This window comes from Rhizobium sp. BK376 (assembly GCF_004341625.1).
Lineage (GTDB): Bacteria > Pseudomonadota > Alphaproteobacteria > Rhizobiales > Rhizobiaceae > Rhizobium.
In genome coordinates this window covers 25,127-43,503 of sequence record NZ_SLZG01000017.1, presented here as the reverse complement: position 1 = coordinate 43,503, position 18,377 = coordinate 25,127, and the positions used below count along the sequence as shown (strand labels likewise).

At 59.9% G+C, this 18,377-nt stretch carries 22 protein-coding genes and 2 pseudogenes; 19 read left to right on the top strand and 5 right to left on the bottom strand.

Annotated features, from left to right (window positions below; translation table 11 throughout):
• Nucleotides 1-48 precede the first annotated feature (48 nt).
• Nucleotides 49-405, top strand: coding sequence for a response regulator (locus EV561_RS27655; RefSeq protein ID WP_113300441.1), 357 nt, complete (start codon nucleotides 49-51; stop codon nucleotides 403-405).
• Nucleotides 406-508: 103 nt separating this feature from the next.
• On the opposite strand, the gene EV561_RS27650 is transcribed toward EV561_RS27655, so the two are convergent.
• Entirely contained in the window at nucleotides 509-2,299 is a 1,791-nt protein-coding gene (locus EV561_RS27650) for a thiamine pyrophosphate-requiring protein (RefSeq protein WP_132526531.1), read from the bottom strand.
• A gap of 236 nt (nucleotides 2,300-2,535) precedes the next feature.
• Between EV561_RS27650 and EV561_RS27645 the strand changes: the two genes are divergently transcribed.
• From EV561_RS27645 to EV561_RS27635, 3 genes are read left to right on the top strand one after another with little or no spacing between them, the layout of a single operon-like run.
• Nucleotides 2,536-2,850 carry a plasmid stabilization protein gene (locus EV561_RS27645; protein ID WP_112445845.1) on the top strand — a complete coding sequence of 105 codons (315 nt, stop codon included), beginning with the start codon at nucleotides 2,536-2,538 and terminating at the stop codon, nucleotides 2,848-2,850.
• Between the two features lie 51 nt (nucleotides 2,851-2,901).
• Complete coding sequence (locus EV561_RS27640; protein WP_112518394.1) at nucleotides 2,902-3,198, top strand: DUF3175 domain-containing protein; 297 nt, start codon at nucleotides 2,902-2,904, stop codon at nucleotides 3,196-3,198.
• A gap of 35 nt (nucleotides 3,199-3,233) precedes the next feature.
• Complete coding sequence (locus EV561_RS27635; RefSeq protein WP_112445847.1) at nucleotides 3,234-3,461, top strand: hypothetical protein; 228 nt, start codon at nucleotides 3,234-3,236, stop codon at nucleotides 3,459-3,461.
• On the opposite strand, the gene EV561_RS27630 is transcribed toward EV561_RS27635, so the two are convergent.
• The gene (locus tag EV561_RS27630) at nucleotides 3,458-4,135 is read right to left on the bottom strand and encodes a UdgX family uracil-DNA binding protein (protein WP_113335675.1); all 678 of its coding nucleotides are present in this window, start codon (nucleotides 4,133-4,135) and stop codon (nucleotides 3,458-3,460) included. The two genes, EV561_RS27635 and EV561_RS27630, sit on opposite strands and share 4 nt — an antisense overlap.
• 6 nt (nucleotides 4,136-4,141) lie before the next feature.
• Entirely contained in the window at nucleotides 4,142-4,759 is a 618-nt protein-coding gene (locus EV561_RS27625; protein WP_112445849.1) for an NAD(P)H-dependent oxidoreductase, read from the bottom strand.
• Nucleotides 4,760-5,092: 333 nt separating this feature from the next.
• Between EV561_RS27625 and EV561_RS38560 the strand changes: the two are divergent.
• The 15 genes and pseudogenes from EV561_RS38560 to EV561_RS27555 all read left to right on the top strand — a co-directional run.
• Nucleotides 5,093-5,164 (top strand): annotated as a pseudogene (locus EV561_RS38560) (hypothetical protein); the annotation flags it as partial.
• A 166-nt stretch (nucleotides 5,165-5,330) separates the two neighbouring features.
• Nucleotides 5,331-6,536, top strand: a pseudogene (locus EV561_RS27615) (IS701 family transposase); the annotation flags it as partial.
• A gap of 96 nt (nucleotides 6,537-6,632) precedes the next feature.
• Complete coding sequence (locus tag EV561_RS27610; RefSeq protein ID WP_281026137.1) at nucleotides 6,633-7,181, top strand: NADP-dependent oxidoreductase; 549 nt, start codon at nucleotides 6,633-6,635, stop codon at nucleotides 7,179-7,181.
• On the top strand, nucleotides 7,178-7,306 hold the full coding sequence (locus EV561_RS38455) for a zinc-binding dehydrogenase (RefSeq protein ID WP_281026136.1): 129 nt from the start codon (nucleotides 7,178-7,180) through the stop codon (nucleotides 7,304-7,306). Before EV561_RS27610 ends, EV561_RS38455 begins: the two co-directional genes overlap by 4 nt.
• A 157-nt stretch (nucleotides 7,307-7,463) precedes the next feature.
• On the top strand, nucleotides 7,464-7,991 hold the full coding sequence (locus EV561_RS27605) for a DUF4142 domain-containing protein (RefSeq protein ID WP_132526527.1): 528 nt from the start codon (nucleotides 7,464-7,466) through the stop codon (nucleotides 7,989-7,991).
• A gap of 26 nt (nucleotides 7,992-8,017) precedes the next feature.
• Nucleotides 8,018-8,596 (top strand): DUF2934 domain-containing protein, encoded by a 579-nt coding sequence (locus tag EV561_RS27600; protein ID WP_132526525.1) that lies wholly within the window; start codon nucleotides 8,018-8,020, stop codon nucleotides 8,594-8,596.
• Nucleotides 8,593-8,829 (top strand): hypothetical protein, encoded by a 237-nt coding sequence (locus EV561_RS27595; RefSeq protein WP_112445852.1) that lies wholly within the window; start codon nucleotides 8,593-8,595, stop codon nucleotides 8,827-8,829. The genes EV561_RS27600 and EV561_RS27595 overlap by 4 nt, the downstream gene beginning before the upstream one ends.
• 119 nt (nucleotides 8,830-8,948) lie before the next feature.
• Nucleotides 8,949-11,345, top strand: coding sequence for an FdhF/YdeP family oxidoreductase (locus tag EV561_RS27590; RefSeq protein ID WP_132526523.1), 2,397 nt, complete (start codon nucleotides 8,949-8,951; stop codon nucleotides 11,343-11,345).
• A gap of 20 nt (nucleotides 11,346-11,365) precedes the next feature.
• Nucleotides 11,366-11,965 (top strand): c-type cytochrome, encoded by a 600-nt coding sequence (locus EV561_RS27585; RefSeq protein ID WP_245512978.1) that lies wholly within the window; start codon nucleotides 11,366-11,368, stop codon nucleotides 11,963-11,965.
• Complete coding sequence (gene coxB, locus EV561_RS27580; RefSeq protein ID WP_245512976.1) at nucleotides 11,962-12,951, top strand: cytochrome c oxidase subunit II; 990 nt, start codon at nucleotides 11,962-11,964, stop codon at nucleotides 12,949-12,951. Before EV561_RS27585 ends, coxB begins: the two co-directional genes overlap by 4 nt.
• Nucleotides 12,948-14,861, top strand: coding sequence for a cytochrome c oxidase subunit I (gene ctaD, locus EV561_RS27575; protein WP_132526519.1), 1,914 nt, complete (start codon nucleotides 12,948-12,950; stop codon nucleotides 14,859-14,861). Before coxB ends, ctaD begins: the two co-directional genes overlap by 4 nt.
• Nucleotides 14,858-15,460 (top strand): cytochrome c oxidase subunit 3, encoded by a 603-nt coding sequence (locus tag EV561_RS27570; RefSeq protein WP_113300430.1) that lies wholly within the window; start codon nucleotides 14,858-14,860, stop codon nucleotides 15,458-15,460. The genes ctaD and EV561_RS27570 overlap by 4 nt, the downstream gene beginning before the upstream one ends.
• The gene (locus EV561_RS27565) at nucleotides 15,457-15,765 is read left to right on the top strand and encodes a hypothetical protein (protein WP_132526517.1); all 309 of its coding nucleotides are present in this window, start codon (nucleotides 15,457-15,459) and stop codon (nucleotides 15,763-15,765) included. Before EV561_RS27570 ends, EV561_RS27565 begins: the two co-directional genes overlap by 4 nt.
• Nucleotides 15,753-16,631 carry a cytochrome c oxidase assembly protein gene (locus EV561_RS27560; protein WP_132526515.1) on the top strand — a complete coding sequence of 293 codons (879 nt, stop codon included), beginning with the start codon at nucleotides 15,753-15,755 and terminating at the stop codon, nucleotides 16,629-16,631. Before EV561_RS27565 ends, EV561_RS27560 begins: the two co-directional genes overlap by 13 nt.
• Complete coding sequence (locus EV561_RS27555) at nucleotides 16,624-17,040, top strand: c-type cytochrome (RefSeq protein WP_112445860.1); 417 nt, start codon at nucleotides 16,624-16,626, stop codon at nucleotides 17,038-17,040. Before EV561_RS27560 ends, EV561_RS27555 begins: the two co-directional genes overlap by 8 nt.
• A 2-nt stretch (nucleotides 17,041-17,042) precedes the next feature.
• Here the strand turns inward: EV561_RS27555 and EV561_RS27550 are convergent, their stop codons facing one another.
• Both EV561_RS27550 and EV561_RS27545 read right to left on the bottom strand, forming a co-directional pair.
• The gene (locus tag EV561_RS27550; RefSeq protein WP_132526513.1) at nucleotides 17,043-17,942 is read right to left on the bottom strand and encodes a cytochrome c; all 900 of its coding nucleotides are present in this window, start codon (nucleotides 17,940-17,942) and stop codon (nucleotides 17,043-17,045) included.
• Between the two features lie 65 nt (nucleotides 17,943-18,007).
• Nucleotides 18,008-18,208: a hypothetical protein gene (locus EV561_RS27545; RefSeq protein ID WP_113335666.1), complete on the bottom strand. Its 201-nt coding sequence runs from the start codon at nucleotides 18,206-18,208 to the stop codon at nucleotides 18,008-18,010.
• Between the last annotated feature and the right edge of the window lie 169 nt (nucleotides 18,209-18,377).

Sequence of the window (18,377 nt, the reverse complement as noted above, 5' to 3'; positions counted from 1 at the left end):
TTACAGCCCCGGCCTCAAACGTGCGTACGGCGGTGGCAGGAGATTCATGTGTCCACGATCCTCATCCTCGAAGACGAACCGTTTATCGCGCTGGACCTTGAGGAGACGCTGGTTGAAAGCGGCCATCAGGACCATGTGACACTTTCGACGTGCAAGGACGCCTCGGCCTGGTTGGACGCCCACACACCAGCCGCCGCGATCATCGACCCGCGACTGTCGGACGGGATCTGCACCACCGTCGTTCGACGCCTTTCAGATCTTGGCGTTCCCTTTGTCGTCTACTCCGGAGAACCGGATTCGCTGATCGAAAACGAGCCGGTCTTTGGCAAGGGCGAAATGCTCGGAAAACCGGCGTCGCCCGACCAGGTCAGTGCGGCCCTTAGCCGAGCGCTCCAAACGGAATAGCCTCTGCATATCCATCGACCGAGACGTCTGATGCCCTTGCCAGGGCGTCTTCCTCTTGTCTGACCGATTTGTTCTGAAGGGTGATTTAATAGGTCCACAGACACTACCCGTCGCTCTTTCCGGGAAGCACCGAGCTCAATACCTGCCGCACCGTGCCGCGGATAATGCCTCCTTCATTGGGATCACCTTTTATCAGCGTCGAGGTGAGGTTCTTGACCTGCTCGAACGTCAGGTGTGGCGGCATCGGCGGGACTTCAGGGTCGGTCTTGACTTCGAGTAGCACCGGCCGGTCCGAGGCAAGTGCTTCGTCCCAAGCATGCCCCAGGTTCTCCGGGCGATCGACAAACAGGCCTTTGAGGCCAATGAGTTCGGCGAACCGGTGGTACGGCACGTTCGGAATGCCTTGTGAGGCCTCGAACTTCGGATCGCCCTCCATCACCCGCTGCTCCCAGGTCACCTGGTTCAGATCCTCGTTGTTGAAAACGCAGATGATGAAGCGGTGGTCGGCCCAGTCACGCCAGTATTTTGAAACGGTGATCAGCTCCGCCATGTTATTCATCTGCATGGCGCCATCGCCGACGAGACCGATGACAGGACGGTCCGGATGGGCGTATTTGGCAGCAATAGCATAGGGAACTGCGGCACCCATCGATGCCAGTCCGCCCGAAAGCGACGCCATTATCCCGGGCCTAATCTTGATATCGCGCGCATACCAGTTCGCACAGGAGCCGGAATCGCTGGTCAAGATGACGTTGTCAGGCAGGCGTGACGACAGCTCCCAAGCGACCAATTGCGGGTTGACGGGATTGGCTTCGGCGTGGGCCCGTTCCTCAAGGAGCTTCCACCAGGCGGCAACGTTCTTTTCTATGCGGTTGCGCCATTTGCCATCTTTCTGCTCAAGTAGGGGCAGCAATGCGTTCAACGTTTCCTTCGCGTCGCCGACGAGATTGACGTCCATTGGATAGCGGAGCGACAGCATGCCCGGCTGGATATCGATCTGGACCGCCTTCGCCTGTCCTTCCTCGGGCAGAAACTCCGCATAGGGAAAGCCGGAACCGATCATCAACAACGTGTCGCAGTCGCGCATCAGGTCCCAGGAGGGCTCAGTTCCGAGAAGACCAATCGACCCTGTGACCCAGGGCAAGTCGTCGGGAAGTACGGCCTTGCCAAGTAATGCTTTCGCAGCCCCGGCACCAAGCCGATCGGCGATGGCGATCACCTCGTCGGTTGCGCCGAGCGCGCCGGCACCCACCAAGATTGCAACCTTTTCGCCGGCGTTGAGGACATCCGCTGCGGCTTGCAGGTCCTCTTGGTATGGCACGATCTTGGGGGCTCGATAGCCAAACCCAGAATGGACGGTCCCGTGGGCGCGCGCCGGTTCTTCGTAAGCCATTTCCTGTAAGTCATTGGGCAGGATCAGCGCCGTCACCGTTCGATTTGCCAGCGCGATGCGTACGGCGCGATCGATGAGATGGCGAACTTGCGCAGGTGTCGATGCCTGGTGCGCGAAGTCACCGGCGACATCCTTGAAAAGAGCCGCGAGATCGACCTCTTGCTGGTAGTGTCCGCCAAGTGCACCCCTTGCCTGCTGGCCGACGATGGCAAGAAGCGGCTGATGATCGGCTCGCGCATCGTACATGCCTGTCACGAGATGTGCCGCCCCTGGGCCTGAGGTCGCGATACATACGCCGAGCTCGCCGGAAAATTTCGCATAGGCAGACGCCATGAACGCGGCCATCTCCTCATGGCGTGCCTGGATGAACTCGATCTTGTCGCCGGCACGGTTCAGCGCGCCGAACACGCCGTTGATGCCATCGCCGGGATAGCCGAACATGCGGCGGACGCCCCACACGTGAAGACGGGAAACGACGAAATCGCCGACGGTCTGTGTCATATCGATGCCTCTTGGGTCACATCAAAATAGGTCTGCAACAAACCCTTGTTTCCGGGTGTTGGTTCCGCAATGGCGGCAGATCCCTTCTGCTCCGAAAATCCGATCTGGAGCGGTTCGATCCGGACGTCCTGAGCGTCAGTCGCAGAGACGCGATCACAATTCACAGTCAGCGGAACTTTGGTCGAAAACCGCAGTTTTCCCTGCGTCAAATCTCATGTCAGTCAAGGAGATGTTCCATGCCCCAAGGTGACAAGTCCGCCTATACCGACAAGCAGAAGCGCAAGGCCGAGCATATCGAGGAAGGCTACGAAGATCGTGGCGTTTCCGAAAAGGAAGCCGAGCGCCGCGCCTGGGCCACCGTCAACAAGGAGAGCGGCGGTGGCAAGAAGTCCGGATCGGGCCGTGGCCATGCCGAAAACCATGCATCCTCCGAAAAAGGCGGGCGCAGGGGTGGTGCCGCTGCTGCATCGCGGACCAAGGAAGAGCGTTCCGCTTCGGCCAAAAAGGCCGCTGCCACTCGCAAACGCAATGAGCACCACGCCCATCATTGACCCCTGATATGGCGCCCGACCCAGGGCGCCGCTTCACATGCGGAGGATCCGATGCCGAAAAAGAAACCCAAGCAGAAATGGTCGCAGGACGTGACCGACAACAGCGATGCGATGGACCTCGAAGGCGGGGTGTTCAAGCAGCGCAGCGCCAAGAAGATCGCGGATTCGCTCAAGCATTCCGCGGAGGAAAGCCCGCGGCGAAAGGCCAGCCCTTTCCAGTCTGCGATGTCGATGCTTACCTTCTATATCAATCGTGCCGGTAAGCAGTTGTCTCGATCACGCCTGGCGACCCTCAATCGCGCCAAGGACGAGTTGCGCAAGGACTTTGGCAAGCAGCCGAAGCGCTAAAGAGCCTCTCGTTTGATGCTGAAGGGAGAGTGGCTATGCCGGTCATAAAAGCGCCGAATGACAATCCGCGCGACGACGATCTCGAATGCCAGCAGGCTTTGGAACCGTCGTTTCTGTCGATCATCGAGGAAGCCGTTGCTGCCGGCTGGCCCCGCCGCCTCGTGCTGCAATCGCTGGGCGATCTCGCCGATAACCTTTGGACCGATGAGGAGCAGCTCGGACCGCAACCGGAACTACCGGCCGTCGGGAGTTTCGATCCTTAAGCATTTTGCCGTGCCGTCATCAGTGACGCATTCAGATGGTCGCCAATGCTCTTGAGGTCGCTGATAAAGCGCTGGCGCTCGCTCTCACGATCATCGTGATCGCGGATCCGGAGCAGATAGGACGGATGGATCGTGACCAGGATAGGCGTCCCGCTTGCTGCAGGTAGAACGTGTCCTCGTTCCTTGGTCAGTCCGACCGATCGGCCCATCAGAGTGTAGAGGGCTGTCGCCCCGAGCGCCACGATGAGGTCAGGCCGGAGGAGCTCAAGTTCGCCGCCCAGCCACCAGGCGCAACGTTGTATCTCACCGGCGTTTGGCTTGGCATGAAGGCGCCGTTTGCCGCGTCGTTCGAATTTGAAGTGCTTGACCGCATTGGTCACGTAGCAGAGTGATCGATCAACGCCGGCTTCCTGCAGACATTCGTCGAGCAGCCTACCCGCGGGGCCGACGAAAGGCTTGCCGGCGATGTCCTCCTGATCTCCCGGTTGCTCGCCAATCAGCACAACCCTTGCCTCGGACGGGCCTTCGCCGAACACGGTTTGGGTAGCATCCCGGTAGAGATCACAGCGTTCACAGGCCTCAGCTTGGTGCCGCAACGCGCTCAAACTTGTTGCCTGTGGATGGGGTTCTGCAAGAGCAGGCGGGACCTGCGCCTTGCGGGTGGTCGTCGGCATTGCCTGCTAGCCCTCCTCGCCCGGATATTGGGATTTCTTCAGAAGCTTGGCGAGATGAACCGTATTGCGCGCCAGCATCGATATCATCGTCTGAACCGCCTCCGGGGTCTTTTTGAGATCGACAAAGTTCGTCGATCCCATGGCCTCGCCGACCCAGTAGGCAACCGCATTGGCCGGAATCGTGAAGCCGACATCGTTGAGGGCCTGAAACACTTCCGCGGAAACGTGGTGGGCGCCATCCTCGTTACCGACCACCGCAACTGCTGCGACCTTGCCATAGGACACCATGCGGCCCTGATCGTCGGTCTCTTCGAGAAACGCGTCCATCCGCTCGAGAGCCCGCTTGCAAACGCTTCCCGGCTGCCCGAGCCAAATCGGCGTGCCGATCAGCAGAATATCGGCTTCCAGAACCTTTTTGCGGATGGCTGGCCACGCGTCTCCTTCGCCTTCGTCCGACGTCACGCCCGGCTTGATGTTATGATCGGAAAGCCGAATGCTCTCGGTTTCGACGCCGTGCGTCTTGAACTCTTCGGCAATGAGTTCGAGCAATTTGCCGGTGGAGGATGGCTCTGAGGCATCCGAGGATTTCAGAGTGCCGTTCAAGGCAAGTGCTTTCAAAGACATAGTTGCTCCTGCTGTGAAAATGGGCCGGCTGTTCCAACAGCCTGATGGTCGGGAAGCGTTGGTACCTCCAACTCGCAAAGCGAAACCGATCATCACCCGAGTTGTTCCCTGCGCGCCGACTGCAAGGGAACGATCGCATTGCGGTGCGGTTTCCGTTTTGAACAACAAAAAATCCCGAACATCAAAGGAGTTTCATCATGCAGGCTGTGCGCATTCATCGCTTCGGCGGACCGGAGGTCATGGCAATCGAGGGAATTGACCGTCCGATCCCGTCTGCTAACGAAGTCCTCATCAAAGTCTTTGCCGCAAGCGTCAAATCCGGTCGATGCCAAGATGCGCGAAGGGAAATGTCCTGTGGTTACCGAGAAGGACTTGCCCTATGTGCTCGGGCGCGATGTCAGCGGACAAATCGCGGCCGCCGGCGACGATGTCTCAAGCTTCCTCATCGGCGACGAGGTCTTTGCGTTTCTCTCGCCAGAACATGGCGGCTACGAGGAATTCGTCCTAGCACTACTTTGGCAGATTAATCCTCGGTTAACGATGATCGGCCATCTTTGGCATTCCAACAGGGGTGCGAAGGGTGGCAGAGCAGGATGTTGCGCTGACGGAATGGTTGAAGCCGTTCGTCGAGAAGCTTGGCCACAAGAAGCGGCGGCAGATGTGCCCGGTGTATATTTCGGGCCTCATCGGGCCGGGAGATCGCAAGAGTATCGAGCCGATGGCGGAACGGCTTGCGCCTGATCGCTACGACCGCCTACATCATTTCATCTCGGATGGCATTTGGGACGCCGGTCCGCTTGAGGCGGAATTGGCCGTGCAGGCTGACAGAATAGTCGGAGCTCCAGATGCATTTCTGGTGATCGACGATACGGGCCTTCCGAAGAAGGGCGACCACTCGGTAGGGGTCGCGCCGCAATATGCGTCGATGCTGGGCAAGCGCGCCAATTGCCAGACGCTGGTGTCACTGACGCTGGCACGCGACGAGGTTCCTGTCCCGGTGGGTTTGCGGCTGTTCCTGCCCGAGAGTTGGACCAGCGATCAGGACAGAATGGCAAAAGCGGGCGTTCCCGAGCTGTCGCGCCTATCGCGCACCAAGCCGGAGATTGCGCTCGACGAGATCGATCGGCTGATTGCCGCAGGTGTTCGGTTTGGTACTGTGCTCGCGGATGCAGGTTATGGTCTATCAGCCGCATTTCGCCAGGGTTTGAGTGCGCGGGGTCTCACCTGGGCCGTCGGCATTCCCAAGCATCAGAAGGTTTATCCCCATGATGTCGCATTGATCTTTCCTGTTGCTGGTCATGGACGGCCACGTAAACATTCCATCCCCGATACGCTGTCGACAGCCGCCGAAACGATGCTGGCGGCCTCGACGTGGACGAAACTCAGCTGGCGGCGTGGCACCAAAGGCCGATTGACCGCGCGCTTTGCTGCCCTGCGCATTCGAATTGCGGATGGCAGCCCCCAACGTATCCTCGACAAGGGACAGCAGCATATGCCAGGCGAGGAAGCCTGGCTGGTTGGCGAGTGGCGCTCAAACGACGAACGCAAATATTACCTGTCCAATCTTCCAGCAGAGGCGACATTAAAGCAGTTGGCGGCGGCCATTAAAGCTCGTTGGGTCTGCGAGCAGGCTCATCAGCAGATGAAGGAAGAACTCGGCCTCGATCACTTCGAAGGCCGATCATGGCAAGGCCTCCATCGACACACGCTGATGACCATGATCGCTTATGCCTTCCTGCAACATCAGCGCCTATACAAGGCAAAGCGGGAAAAAAAGGAACAGACGCGGCCCGCCTAAACCGACACTGCCAGCTATTCGACGCGCCGTCATAGCCGCGCTCTCAAACCACCATCCACCACAACGATGTCCACATTGCCGTATCCGCTTTCAAATCATCCCAAAATCAATTCTGCCAAAGTAGTGCTAGCACGAGTTGACGAAGTCGCCGCGAAGCCAAAATCACTGGATGCGGTCGGCGCGGCCGCCGTGCCGCTTGCCGGCATCACCGCCTGGCAGGGTCTCTTCGACCAGGGCGGTCTGCGGCAGGGCCAGCGCGTTCTTATCCACGGTGGCGCCGGCGGGGTCGGACATTTCGCCATTCAGTTCGCCAAGGCAAAGGGCGCCTGGGTCGCAACCACTGTATCGGCGTCCGACAAAGAGTTCGCCAGAGACCTCGGCGCCGATCAGGTGATCGATTACAAGTCCGAAAAATTCGAGGACCTCGTTGAGCCTGTGGACCTCGTGTTCGACCTGGTCGGCGGTGAGACCCAGGAGCGCAGCTTCAAAGTCGTGAAACCGGGAGGCGCGTTGATTTCCACGCTGCAGGAGCCGGACGAGGCGCGCGCTGCTGATTGCAACATTCGCGCTGCCCGTTACACCGCGCAGCCGAACGGGCTCAATTGCAGCAAATCGCGGACTTGATCGATGAGAGCAAGGTCAAGGTGGTGATCGCGAGCACCTTTGAGCTTCGCGAGGCCGCAAAAGCGCAGGCAGCCCTCAAGGAGAACCACATCCGCGGCAAGGTCGTTCTGAAAGTCGTGGATTAATCCACCGATCTGGAGGCGCACCTGGAGACCCTTCATCCGGGCGCGTCTCTCTTGTCGATATCTTGGCAGCGGGCACCGCGCTCCGCTCGGTCGATTTTCCGTGGAACAGTCAGGCTGGCAAATCCGTTTTTAGGCGATGACAATTCAGGAGATCCCTATGAAACATCTTGCTATCGCTTCGCTTGCCCTCGTGCTTGCCGGTCCGGCCTTCGCGCAATCTGCCGCCGAAAAAACAGGCGTCAATTCGCTGATGGGCGTCGCGCCGAAGACGGAAGACTTCGTCAAGGAAGCCGCCACCAGCGATATGTTCGAGATCGCCTCGAGCAAGCTTGCCCTGGAGCGTGGTGACGAAGCAACGAAAGCCTTTGCCCAGCAGATGCTTACCGATCACCAGAAGACCACGGATGAACTCAAGGGCTTGGTGACCAGCGGCAAGGTCAAAGCACCGCTTCCGGCAGCGATGACATCCAGTCAGCAAAGCATGCTCGACAAGCTGAACGGCCTTCAGGGCGCCGACTTCAACAAGCAATACCACTCTGATCAGGAGTCCGTGCATGAAGATGCGGTCGATCTGTTCAAGCGATATGGCGATGAAGGCGACAATGCCGATTTGAAAGCGTGGGCCGCCAGTACACGTCCAGCTCTGGAACACCATCTGATGATGGCAAAGGACCTCAACAAGTAGTGCTGTGAAAAAGTCAGGAGGCAGTCATGATCGACGAAGAGGAAAAAAGACTGCGCGCCTATCAGATCTGGGAAAGCGAGGGGCGGCCGGAAGGACGGGATCTTGCGCACTGGTATCAGGCGGCAGACGGCGAGGCCAGCGCTACAGGTCAAGGCGCTCACTACATGCCTTACTCTGCTGGCGCGGCGTCTGCCGGGTCACTGGTGATCAAGTTCTATCATTCCGGCAATCAAGTTCGCGGATATGTCCGCAAGATCGCCGAGACCGGGCAAGACGATTCGATATTTCCTGGTGAGGAGATGGAGCCGGAGGCTGCTTTCGAACTGGCCCAATCCCACAATGGAGGTTGCGGCGAGCCGATCTTCGTGGAGCTGACAGAAGGCGTCGAATGGGATCCGTCATGGGGGGCACTCGAAAATAATGATCTCGAGACGGTTCCAGCCGAAACGGATGCTTCTCGCGCTGCGGATAATCCGACCGCCGCCCGGCGTCGCACGCGTCTGGCTCGAGAGGCAGAAAAGGGACTGCGCCGCGCGGTGGGCGAGACGCAGGCCGAGGAGGATGTGAGAAACCGCCGGTCCGAACGCTCAGGAGCTCAATCATGACAAAAAATGGCAAACCGTCCAAGGCGCAGATTGAACAGGACGCCAGAGGGCAGTCCGAAAGCAACCATGCTGGTGGATCCAACAACGGCGTCAGCAGCGCCAAGCCGCGCGTGATCACTCATTCCGACGACGCGACGGTCAACAAGAAAACGCCCGGCAAGGGCAAAGACTCCGCGGACTGGCACATCAATTATGACGAGCGCGACATGAACGAGGGCGAGTTTCGAGGATAGAGCTATGAAGCAAGCTGCGCCTTCCCGGCGCAGCGGAACTTGGTGCGACATCGAAGGTTTACTATAACCGAGGAGCCTCAACCGAGATGGCTCGCCTCGTGGTATCTCTTGAGGCATCCATGACGTCGAAAACACGCTCTCCCAAAATCAAGCCCTATTCCGGACCTGCGGGCGGATGGGGTTCTGCAAAATCCGTGGCCGAGATCACCCTGAAAGAGCATGTCGCTCTGCGTGGGCCGAAGCTGCTATCGGCGCAGAACAAGCCGGAAGGTTATATGTGCGTGAGTTGCGCCTGGGCAAAACCTGCCAAGACTCACCCTCTTGAGTTCTGCGAGAATGGGGCCAAAGCCACAGCCTGGGAGGTGACATCGCGACGTGCCGACCGGGCATTCTTCGATAAACATCCTCTTCGCGAATTGGAGCTTTGGAACGATCACGACCTCGAAGAACAAGGTCGTTTGACGCATCCGATGCGCTGGGACGCAGCCACCGATCAATATCTTCCGGTCACCTGGGCCGAGGCGTTCGAAGAGATAGGTCGGGAGCTACGCGCTCTCGACCCGCATCAGGTCGATTTCTACACGTCGGGTCGGGCATCGCTCGAAACGAGTTACATGTACCAGCTGTTTGCGCGCATGTACGGCAGCAATAACATGCCCGACAGCTCCAACATGTGTCACGAGAGCTCATCGGTCGCTCTTCCGGAAAGCATCGGGGCCGCTGTTGGAACAGCCGTCCTTTCGGACTTCCAGAATACCGACTGCATCTTCTACATCGCGCAGAACGTTGGTACGTCGTCGCCGCGCTTGCTGCACGATCTCCAGGATGCCGTCGATCGCGGCGTCAAGATCGTCACTTTCAATCTGTTGCGCGAACGCGGCCTTGAGCGGTTCGTCAACCCGCAGTCGCCGACGCAGATGCTCACCGGCAACGAAACGAAGATTTCCTCCGAATATTATCAGGTCAACAACGGTGGCGATATCGCCGCACTATTTGGCGTCTGCAAGGCGCTGATCGAAGCCGACGATGCCTTGAAAGCCTCCCATCAAAGCCGTGTCGCCGGTGACGACGGCAAACCAAAGGATCCAGATAACGCTGCAATGGTTGCCTTTGCGGCCTCGATTGCGGCCGCCGACAAGAAGCATGTCCTCGACCATGACTTCATCAAGGAGCACACCACCGGCTTCGAGGAATTCGCCAACGCCGCACGCGGCCATCGGTGGGAGGAGCTGGAGCGGGTTTCAGGTCTCAGCCGTGATGAGATGACGCAGGCAGCGGCCACCTACGCCGAATCCGAGGCGGTGATGCTGGTTTATGGCATGGGTTTGACGCAACAGCTTATGGGCGTCCAGAACGTCCATATGGTCTGCAATCTGGCACTGTTGCGCGGCAATATCGGCAAACCGGGCGCCAACATCTGTGCCGTCCGCGGTCACTCCAACGTCCAGGGACAGCGGACTGTCGGCATCACCGAGAAGCCGGGCTTAGCGCCGCTGGACAAGCTCTCTGAACTCTACGGCTTCGAACCGCCGCGCTGGACGGGCCGCTCGACGGTGGAGACCTGTGAGGCGATCATGAGCGGGCAGTCGCGAGCCTTCATCAGTCTCGGCGGCAACTTCCTGAGAGCCGTCCCCGACACGATTGCCATGGAAAAAGGGTGGCGTAGGCTGCGGCTTAGCGTGCAGATCGCCACCAAGCTCAATCGCAGCCATGTCGTCCATGGCGAGATTGCCTATCTGCTGCCGTGTCTCGGTCGCATCGAACTGGACGAGCAGGCGACCGGTCCGCAGGCCGTATCGATGGAGAGTTCCATCGCCCATTTCCACGGCTCCCGCGGCAAGACGAGACCGGCAAGCCCGGAACTCCTTTCGGAGCCGGCAATCGTCGCCGGCATGGCCAAGGCGACCCTCGGCGAAACCAAGGTACCCTGGGAAAGCTGGGTCGGGAATTACGCGGAGATCCGCGATGCGATCGAGCGAACCTACCCGGAGACGTTCAAGGATTTCAATAAACGCCTGTTTACGCCGGGTGGGTTTGTCAGGCCGCTGCCGGCGCGCGAACGCAAGTGGGTGACGAAGAGCGGCAAGGCGAACTTCCTGACGCCGGAGAAACTCTTTCCGGATTTTTCGACGGCGCGGAGCACCGACGTCCTCCACCTGGCGACGCTGCGATCTAACGACCAGTTCAACACCACGATTTATGGGTACAGCGACAGATTTCGCGGTGTGGAAGGCACTCGCAAGGTGGTGTTCATGAACCCGGAGGATATCCTTCGGTTTGGTTTCAAGGATGGCGACAGTGTCGATCTGACCACTGCGATCGATACAGACAACGTTCGGACTGTGACGGCGTTGAGGATCGTTGCCTATGATATTCCCAGGGGATGTTGCGGCGCGTATTATCCTGAGACGAACCCGCTCTTTCCGCTGGCTCACCATGATCCGAAATCGAAAACGCCCTCCTACAAGCTCCTTCCGGTGCGTCTCGATCGATCCTCAGAAGTTCCACATGATTGAGGGGGTGACCGGGTGAGCACATGATGTTCGGGAGCATCAACGACGCAAAGTGGTCGTTTCTGGCAACCTTTCTGCTGGTCGCCGCCGGGGCCGCGCTTCTCGGCTGGGCTCGGCAGCCGCGGGAACTCCGGACCGATCCACCCGTCGTCGCCGACCTCGACCGGTTCCGGCTAATGTCCAATGGCATCAGCGGTGCGCCGCCCGAGAGTTATTTCGCTGAGGGGAAACCTTACGAAAGCGACGCTTATAATCTCAGCCAGGGCCAGCGACTCTATAGCTGGTTCGGCTGCCAAGAGTGTCACGGCGATGGGCGCGGAAACGTAGGTCCTTCCTTCCTCGACGGTTGGTGGCTGTATGGTCCGGAGATGGTGTCGATTGTCGCGTCGATCCGCGACGGTCGCCCGCACGGCATGCCGGCCTTTCGTGACCGGATGACGATCGAGCAAATCTGGCAACTGGCCGGTTATGTCCAGACCATCGGCGACTATTCGGCCAAAATGGCGGCGACGGGTCGCAGGGACGACCGCCACACGCGGCCGGCCGAAAACCGGGCGCCGGCGAAGATCCTGTTCAACGAAGGACCGGTCGGCGCCCACCCAGACCAGGGGCCCTCCCCTTGAGAACCGCTCGGATCCTTGCGCTGTCGATGATTGCTGCTGTCGCTGGCTGTAGCGGCAACCAGTCGGCTCTGGATCCTCAGGGCGCTCCGGCGATCCATGTCGAGCACCTGATCATCGGCATAACCGTCATCTGCACGGTCGTCTGGCTCCTGGTCATGATCGTGCTCGGCTGGGCACTGCTGCGGAAACGGTCCGGCGACGGCGGCGAGGCCCGTGAACGGCCCTTGACGATGAGCGTTGGCAGTGCCGTTGCCGCGACGGTCATGATTATCGCAGGTCTGACGATCGCAAGCTTTTACACCACACGCGGCATCGGTTTGCCGGAAAACGCAGCGCTGACGATCACCGTCAGGGGGCAGCAGTGGTGGTGGCAGGTCATCTATGCCGACGCCAATCCGGCGCTCAGCTTCCAGACTGCCAACGAAATCCATATCCCGGTCGGTCAGGATGTTCGGATCCAGCTCGAAAGTGCGGATGTTGTGCACTCGTTCTGGGTGCCGAGCCTTGCCGGCAAACAGGATCTCGTGCCGGGCCGCAGCAACAGTCTTCTTCTGCGAGCGGAACGGCCCGGCAACTATCGCGGCCAGTGCGCCGAATTTTGCGGCCTGCAGCACACTCACATGGCGATGATGGTCATTGCCGATGAGCCTGCGGATTATCAGCGGTGGATTGCGGTCCAACGCGAAAACGGCGTGATGCCGACGGACCCCGACGCTGCCGCCGGAAAGCTCGCTTTTCTGTCAAAACATTGTGCTGCATGCCATACGGTTCGCGGTACTCCGGCCATCGGCACCACCGGCCCCGACCTGACCCATGTCGGCAGCCGTCAGACGATTGCGGCCGGGCTTCTCGAAACCACACGCGGGTCGCTCGCGGCCTGGATTGCCGATCCGCAGACCCTCAAGCCGGGCAACAACATGCCGATGGTTCCCCTTACCAGCGTCGAGCTGCGGGATATCTCCGCCTATATGGAGAGCCTTAAATGACCATCAGGGAGGGCGGCCAGGATCTGCGCGATACCGGATTGGGCGAGATCGAGCTCGACCACCGTCTTGCAGCGACCTGGTCGACACCCAGGGGATTGTGGGGCGCCCTTTCGACCGTCGACCATAAAATCATCGGCCGCCGCTACATCGTGACGGCCTTCGTGTTCCTGGCGCTCGGTGGAATCCTGGCGATGGCGATGCGGCTGCAACTGTCCGAGCCGGAAGCGCGGTTCATCGGTCCGGATCGCTACAATCAGATATTCACCATGCACGGCACGAACATGATGTTTTTGTTTGCCGTGCCCGTGATGGAGGCGATGGCCGTCTATCTGGTGCCGCTGATGGTCGGCACCCGCAACATCGCCTTCCCGCGCCTCAACGCGTTCTCTTACTGGATGTATCTGGCCGGCGGGCTGCTGCTGTGGATCGCCTTTGCGGTCGATACCGGCCCTGACGTCGGCTGGTTTGCCTACGTGCCGCTATCTGGACCGCAATATGCTGCTGGAAAACGCGCCGACATTTGGGCGCAGATGATCACCTTTACCGAAGTCTCGGCGCTGGCCGTCGCCGTCGAGATCGTCGTCACCGTGTTCAAGCAACGCGCACCCGGCATGTCGCTCGACCGCATCCCATTGTTCGTCTGGTCGATGCTGGTCACATCCTTTCTGATCATCATGGCGATGCCAGCGATCATGATCGCCAGCTCGGCGCTGATCCTCGACCGACTGGTCGGCACCCACTTCTTCAATCCGGCCGAAGGCGGCGACGTATTGCTGTGGCAGCACCTGTTCTGGTTCTTCGGCCACCCAGAGGTCTACATCATCTTCCTGCCAGCGGTCGGTATGGTCTCGACGATCGTCGCGACCTTCACGCGGCGCCCCGTGTTCGGCTACCTCGCCATGGTGATGGCTTTGATCGCGACAGGGGTTCTGGCCTTCGGACTCTGGGTGCATCATATGTTCGTCGCCGGGCTGCCGCGTCTGGGCGAAAGCTTCTTTACGGCGTCGAGCATGGCGATCGCCATTCCTGCTGGTCTGCAAATATTCTGCTGGCTGGCGACGATGTGGGCCGGCAGACCGGTGTTCAAGACACCGTTCCTGTTCGTCATCGGCTTCATGGTGATCTTCGTCATCGGCGGGATGACAGGCGTCATGGTGGCCTCCGTGCCCTTCGACACGCAGGTTCATGATACCTATTTCGTAGTTGCTCACTTCCATTACGTTCTTGTGGGTGGCGCGGTCTTTCCGCTGCTCGGGGCGATTTATTACTGGTTCCCAAAGATCACCGGCCGAATGATGAGCGAGAGGCTCGGTCGCTGGGCGTTCGGCCTGATCTTTACCGGCTTCAACCTGACCTTCTTTCCCATGCATATCCTCGGGCTGCAGGGCATGCCGCGCCGCATCTATACCTATCAGCCGGAAATGCCGTGGTCTGGCTTGAACATGTTCGTTAGCCTGAGTGCCGTCATCCTTGCGGCCGGTTTCCTGCTGTTCTTTATCGATGCCATCCGTAGCGCCGTCTCCGGTGTGGCCGCGCCTTACAATCCCTGGGACGCATCGACGCTCGAATGGTCGACCTCGTCGCCGCCGCCATCCTATAATTTCTCGCGCTTGCCGGTGGTCAGTAGTCTCGCGCCCTTGTCAGAGAAATCAGAAACGCTTCCCGTTGCCTCCGGCCTGTCGGTCGACCGCCGCGAATTGATCGTCAGCAGCGTCGTCGAAGCGCTTCCAGAGGCGCGCGAGTCGTCACCTGACAACTCGATCTGGCCGCTCTGGTCGGCACTCGCAACCACGGTGCTGTTGATCTGGTCGATCTTCACGCCCTGGGCAGTCGTCTGGGGATCGATTCCTGTGTCGATTGCCCTGATCGGATGGTTCTGGCCGAAAGGCACTCCGGAGGACGACTCATGAAACAATCCGTCGTACTCGATCTCACGAAACTGCCCCCGCATGGGCTTGGCACCGCAAGCCTGACCTGGTGGGGAACGCTTGCCTTCATGCTGATCGAGGGAACAGGCTTTGCGCTTTCGATCGTTGTCTACCTCTACCTCATGAGCCTGGCACCGCACTGGCCGTCGAATGCACCGCCCCCCGATCTGCTGCCCGGAACGGCCTTGACGGCGTTGCTGATTGCCAGCCTGCTTCCCAACGTCCTGATTGCCCGCTGGGCACGGCAGCAGAATTTGGCGAAGGTCCGTGTCGGCCTGATCATCATGTCGCTGCTGGGGGTGGCGCCGCTCATCGTTCGTATCTTCGAATTTCCGGCCATGCACGTCTCGTGGGACCAGAATGCCTACGGCTCGATCGTTTGGGTGATGCTTGGACTGCACACGACCCATATCATAACCGACCTGATCGACACGCTGGTGCTGACCTGCCTGATGTTTTCCAGGCATGGCGACAATCCGCGGCGCTACGGCGATGTCAGCGACAACGCCATGTACTGGAACTTCGTGGTGGCAACCTGGTTGCCAATGTATGTCTGTCTCTACTGGGTACCGCGCCTATGACCAGAACCTGGATGCGATATGGCGGACTTGTCGTGCCGCCGCTGGCCTGGGCCGTGGGGACGCAGCTTGGGCAGATCACCCCCTACCTCGATTGCCGGCGACAGATGGTTTGGACACCCGCCCTTTGCTCGGCCCTCTTGTTGATGTCGATTGCAGGGGCTGCTGCCTCTCGTCTCGCGCCAAGACCCGTCGGCCGGACCGAGCGGTTTGTCATCGATGCGGGATTTGTGATCGCCTCCGCCTTTGTCTTTGCGCTGCTATTGCAGGGGGCGGCGTCGATGCTGCTGGACCCATGTCAGCGCTGATCTGCACCTTGATCTCGCTGATGATGGCCGCTCCGGCGCTGGCCCATGGAGACGATCCTCATACGGCTGCGTCGGTTTGGACATTCGATCCGTGGATCGTGCTACCAATCACCGTGATCAGCGCACTCTACACGTTCGGCATCGTGAGGCTTTCAGGTCGGGCGCGCCGGCTTGGAGCGAGGCACCGCCAAAGCTTGTTCTTCTACAGCGGCATGCTGACTCTCGCGGGCGCGCTGATCTCGCCGCTCCACTGGCTCGGAGAACACCTTTTTACCTTTCATATGATCGAACACGAGATCGTCATGGCCGTCTCGGCACCGTTGATCGTGCTTGCGCGCCCGGTCGGCCTCCTTCTATGGGGTCTGCCAAAACGAGCGCGTCTTGGCTTAGGCGCTGCCATGCGAACTCCTCTCATCCGGCGGTCATGGGACTGGAGCACGGGAGCGACCAGCGCCACCGCCATCCATGGTGTCGCCATCTGGGGCTGGCACCTGCCCTTCCTGTTCGACGCAGCCGTGACCAATACCGCTATGCATCGCCTCCAGCACCTCAGTTTTTTTGCAACGGCGGTCCTGTTCTGGTGGGCTGTCGTCTGGAAAAGCGACTACGGCGCCGCTGCCTGGCACATGTTCCTGACGATGTTACACACGAGCATCCTCGGCGCCTTGATGGCGCTGGCACCGCGCGTTCTCTATATCGCCCAGACGCAAACCGCTTCTGCCTGGGGGCTGACACCCCTGGAGGATCAGCAACTGGCCGGCATGATCATGTGGGTGCCGGCCGGTACCATCTATGCAGCTGCGGCGATGACGATGCTGGCGCTCTGGATCCGCGGTTCCAGCGAGAGAGGAGCGCGAAATGCCTGATGTTGCCGGCTTGGCCCCTCGCCCCATAGTCTGGGTTGCCGCCGCTGTTGCTGCCGGGCTGAGCGCCTTTGTGGTTACCAATACAATACGCGACAGTCAGACAAGGACGGCCGCAGCTGTGGCGCTGACCGGTGGCGATCCGGCGCGCGCTCCCGCACTCTTTCGTCGCTATGGTTGTTCGGGTTGCCATACCATTCCGGGCATACCGGGGGCGGACGGCCAAACCGGCGCGCCACTCACCGGGTTATCCAAACACGTCTATATTGCCGGTGTGCTGGAAAACCGCTCCGACAACCTTGTTGCATGGATCGTTTCGCCGCAGAGCTTTTCGCCGCAGACGGCGATGCCCAAGACGGGCATCTCAGAGCAGGAAGCTAAGGACCTGGCCGCCTATCTCTACGCACATTGAGGTTAGGGATGGGGCGTCGGCAAGGCCGGGAGGGCCTTGATGTAGCGCGCAATCGCATCACGATCGCTGTCGGGTAACATGGCCGTGTTGGTCACGACGTCGGCCATCGACGATCCGACACGGCCATGGTCGGGCGTGTCGCCTGTTTTTAGCATCGTTGCAATGTCTCGCTCGGTCCACTTGCCCAGGTTCTGCTGCGTGATGTTGGGCACGAACCCCGTACCTTGCGGATCGACTCCTCCGGCAAACCGGGTGTCGGGTTTGATGGCACCGAAGACGTTCCGACTGGAGTGGCATTCGGCGCAGTGGGATACGTTCTCGACGAGATAGGCGCCGCGATCATGGATCGGCTCGCCGCTCAATCGGGCCTCCGATTGGCCCTCACGAAAAAATAGCAGCTTCCAGAATCCGACGAACCGGCGAATGCGAAACAGGATCGAAGGGTGATGCGGCGGTGCCCGTCCCGAGACCTTGGGAAGCGTCATGAGATACGCGTAGAGGTCCCGGATGTCGCCAGCCGTCATTCCAGTGAAGCTCGTATAGGGAAAAGCGGGATAATAATGCTCATGCTCAGGCGACACCCCGCCGACGAGCGCGTTCGCCAGATCGACGGCCGTCCATCTGCCGATGCCGTCCACCGGATCCGGAGAAATGTTAGGCGGCCGAAAGGTGCCGAATGGTGAGCCGAGCGCCATGCCGCCCCCAAGCCGCAGTCGATCGGGTTCGCCAGGGGTCGCATGGCAGGACGCACAATCCCCAGCCGCGAAGATCAGTTGCCCGTGCACCGCGTCACCGGCACCCTTGAACTGCGGATCGCCTTGCGAAAACGGCGGGCGGGCTGCGCTTATATACAAGCCGGCCGCCGCCGCGGTGCTGGCACACAGAATGACGACGACAGCCATTTTCCCGAGCGTGGCCGGGGCAACATTCACAGCCCGGGGTCGCGCAGCTACCGATTGTGACAAGATCAGTCGTCTTTCGTCTTGAAAGCGTCGGAAACCTTTTTGACCTCAGGGTCGCTATTGCTTTCGCCATTCGCATCCCGGTCCTGGTCGGGATCGTCCTTCGCGCGAAGGTAGCCCCTCGGCGTGTTTTTCTGGGGACCTTCCCAGCGTGGAGACTGATCCGTCGTGCCCGGAGCCCCGTCATTTGGTGAATTCATACCCATGTTCGCTTCCTCCTATGATCGAAGCTAACTGAGGCAGGAAATGAAAGTTCCACCGTGCCGCGCCACAGCGCGTTTTTGACTGTTTCCTGCAGGGGCTCATCCGGTAGACTATCAACATACGACTGCCGGGAGTGGCAACCGGGCAAAATTCTCGAATTCAGGGATTCAC

Excerpts from the sequence above, each read along its gene's own strand:
- EV561_RS27650 (WP_132526531.1), bottom strand. The coding sequence starts at position 2,299 with ATGACACAGACCGTCGGCGATTTCGTCGTTTCCCGTCTTCACGTGTGG.
- EV561_RS27645 (WP_112445845.1), top strand. The coding sequence starts at position 2,536 with ATGCCCCAAGGTGACAAGTCCGCCTATACCGACAAGCAGAAGCGCAAG.
- EV561_RS27640 (WP_112518394.1), top strand. The coding sequence starts at position 2,902 with ATGCCGAAAAAGAAACCCAAGCAGAAATGGTCGCAGGACGTGACCGAC.
- EV561_RS27635 (WP_112445847.1), top strand. The coding sequence starts at position 3,234 with ATGCCGGTCATAAAAGCGCCGAATGACAATCCGCGCGACGACGATCTC.
- EV561_RS27630 (WP_113335675.1), bottom strand. The coding sequence starts at position 4,135 with ATGCCGACGACCACCCGCAAGGCGCAGGTCCCGCCTGCTCTTGCAGAA.
- EV561_RS27625 (WP_112445849.1), bottom strand. The coding sequence starts at position 4,759 with ATGTCTTTGAAAGCACTTGCCTTGAACGGCACTCTGAAATCCTCGGAT.
- EV561_RS27605 (WP_132526527.1), top strand. The coding sequence starts at position 7,464 with ATGAAACATCTTGCTATCGCTTCGCTTGCCCTCGTGCTTGCCGGTCCG.
- EV561_RS27600 (WP_132526525.1), top strand. The coding sequence starts at position 8,018 with ATGATCGACGAAGAGGAAAAAAGACTGCGCGCCTATCAGATCTGGGAA.
- EV561_RS27595 (WP_112445852.1), top strand. The coding sequence starts at position 8,593 with ATGACAAAAAATGGCAAACCGTCCAAGGCGCAGATTGAACAGGACGCC.
- EV561_RS27590 (WP_132526523.1), top strand. The coding sequence starts at position 8,949 with ATGACGTCGAAAACACGCTCTCCCAAAATCAAGCCCTATTCCGGACCT.
- EV561_RS27585 (WP_245512978.1), top strand. The coding sequence starts at position 11,366 with ATGATGTTCGGGAGCATCAACGACGCAAAGTGGTCGTTTCTGGCAACC.
- ctaD (WP_132526519.1), top strand. The coding sequence starts at position 12,948 with ATGACCATCAGGGAGGGCGGCCAGGATCTGCGCGATACCGGATTGGGC.
- EV561_RS27570 (WP_113300430.1), top strand. The coding sequence starts at position 14,858 with ATGAAACAATCCGTCGTACTCGATCTCACGAAACTGCCCCCGCATGGG.
- EV561_RS27565 (WP_132526517.1), top strand. The coding sequence starts at position 15,457 with ATGACCAGAACCTGGATGCGATATGGCGGACTTGTCGTGCCGCCGCTG.
- EV561_RS27560 (WP_132526515.1), top strand. The coding sequence starts at position 15,753 with ATGTCAGCGCTGATCTGCACCTTGATCTCGCTGATGATGGCCGCTCCG.
- EV561_RS27555 (WP_112445860.1), top strand. The coding sequence starts at position 16,624 with ATGCCTGATGTTGCCGGCTTGGCCCCTCGCCCCATAGTCTGGGTTGCC.
- EV561_RS27550 (WP_132526513.1), bottom strand. The coding sequence starts at position 17,942 with ATGGCTGTCGTCGTCATTCTGTGTGCCAGCACCGCGGCGGCGGCCGGC.
- EV561_RS27545 (WP_113335666.1), bottom strand. The coding sequence starts at position 18,208 with ATGGGTATGAATTCACCAAATGACGGGGCTCCGGGCACGACGGATCAG.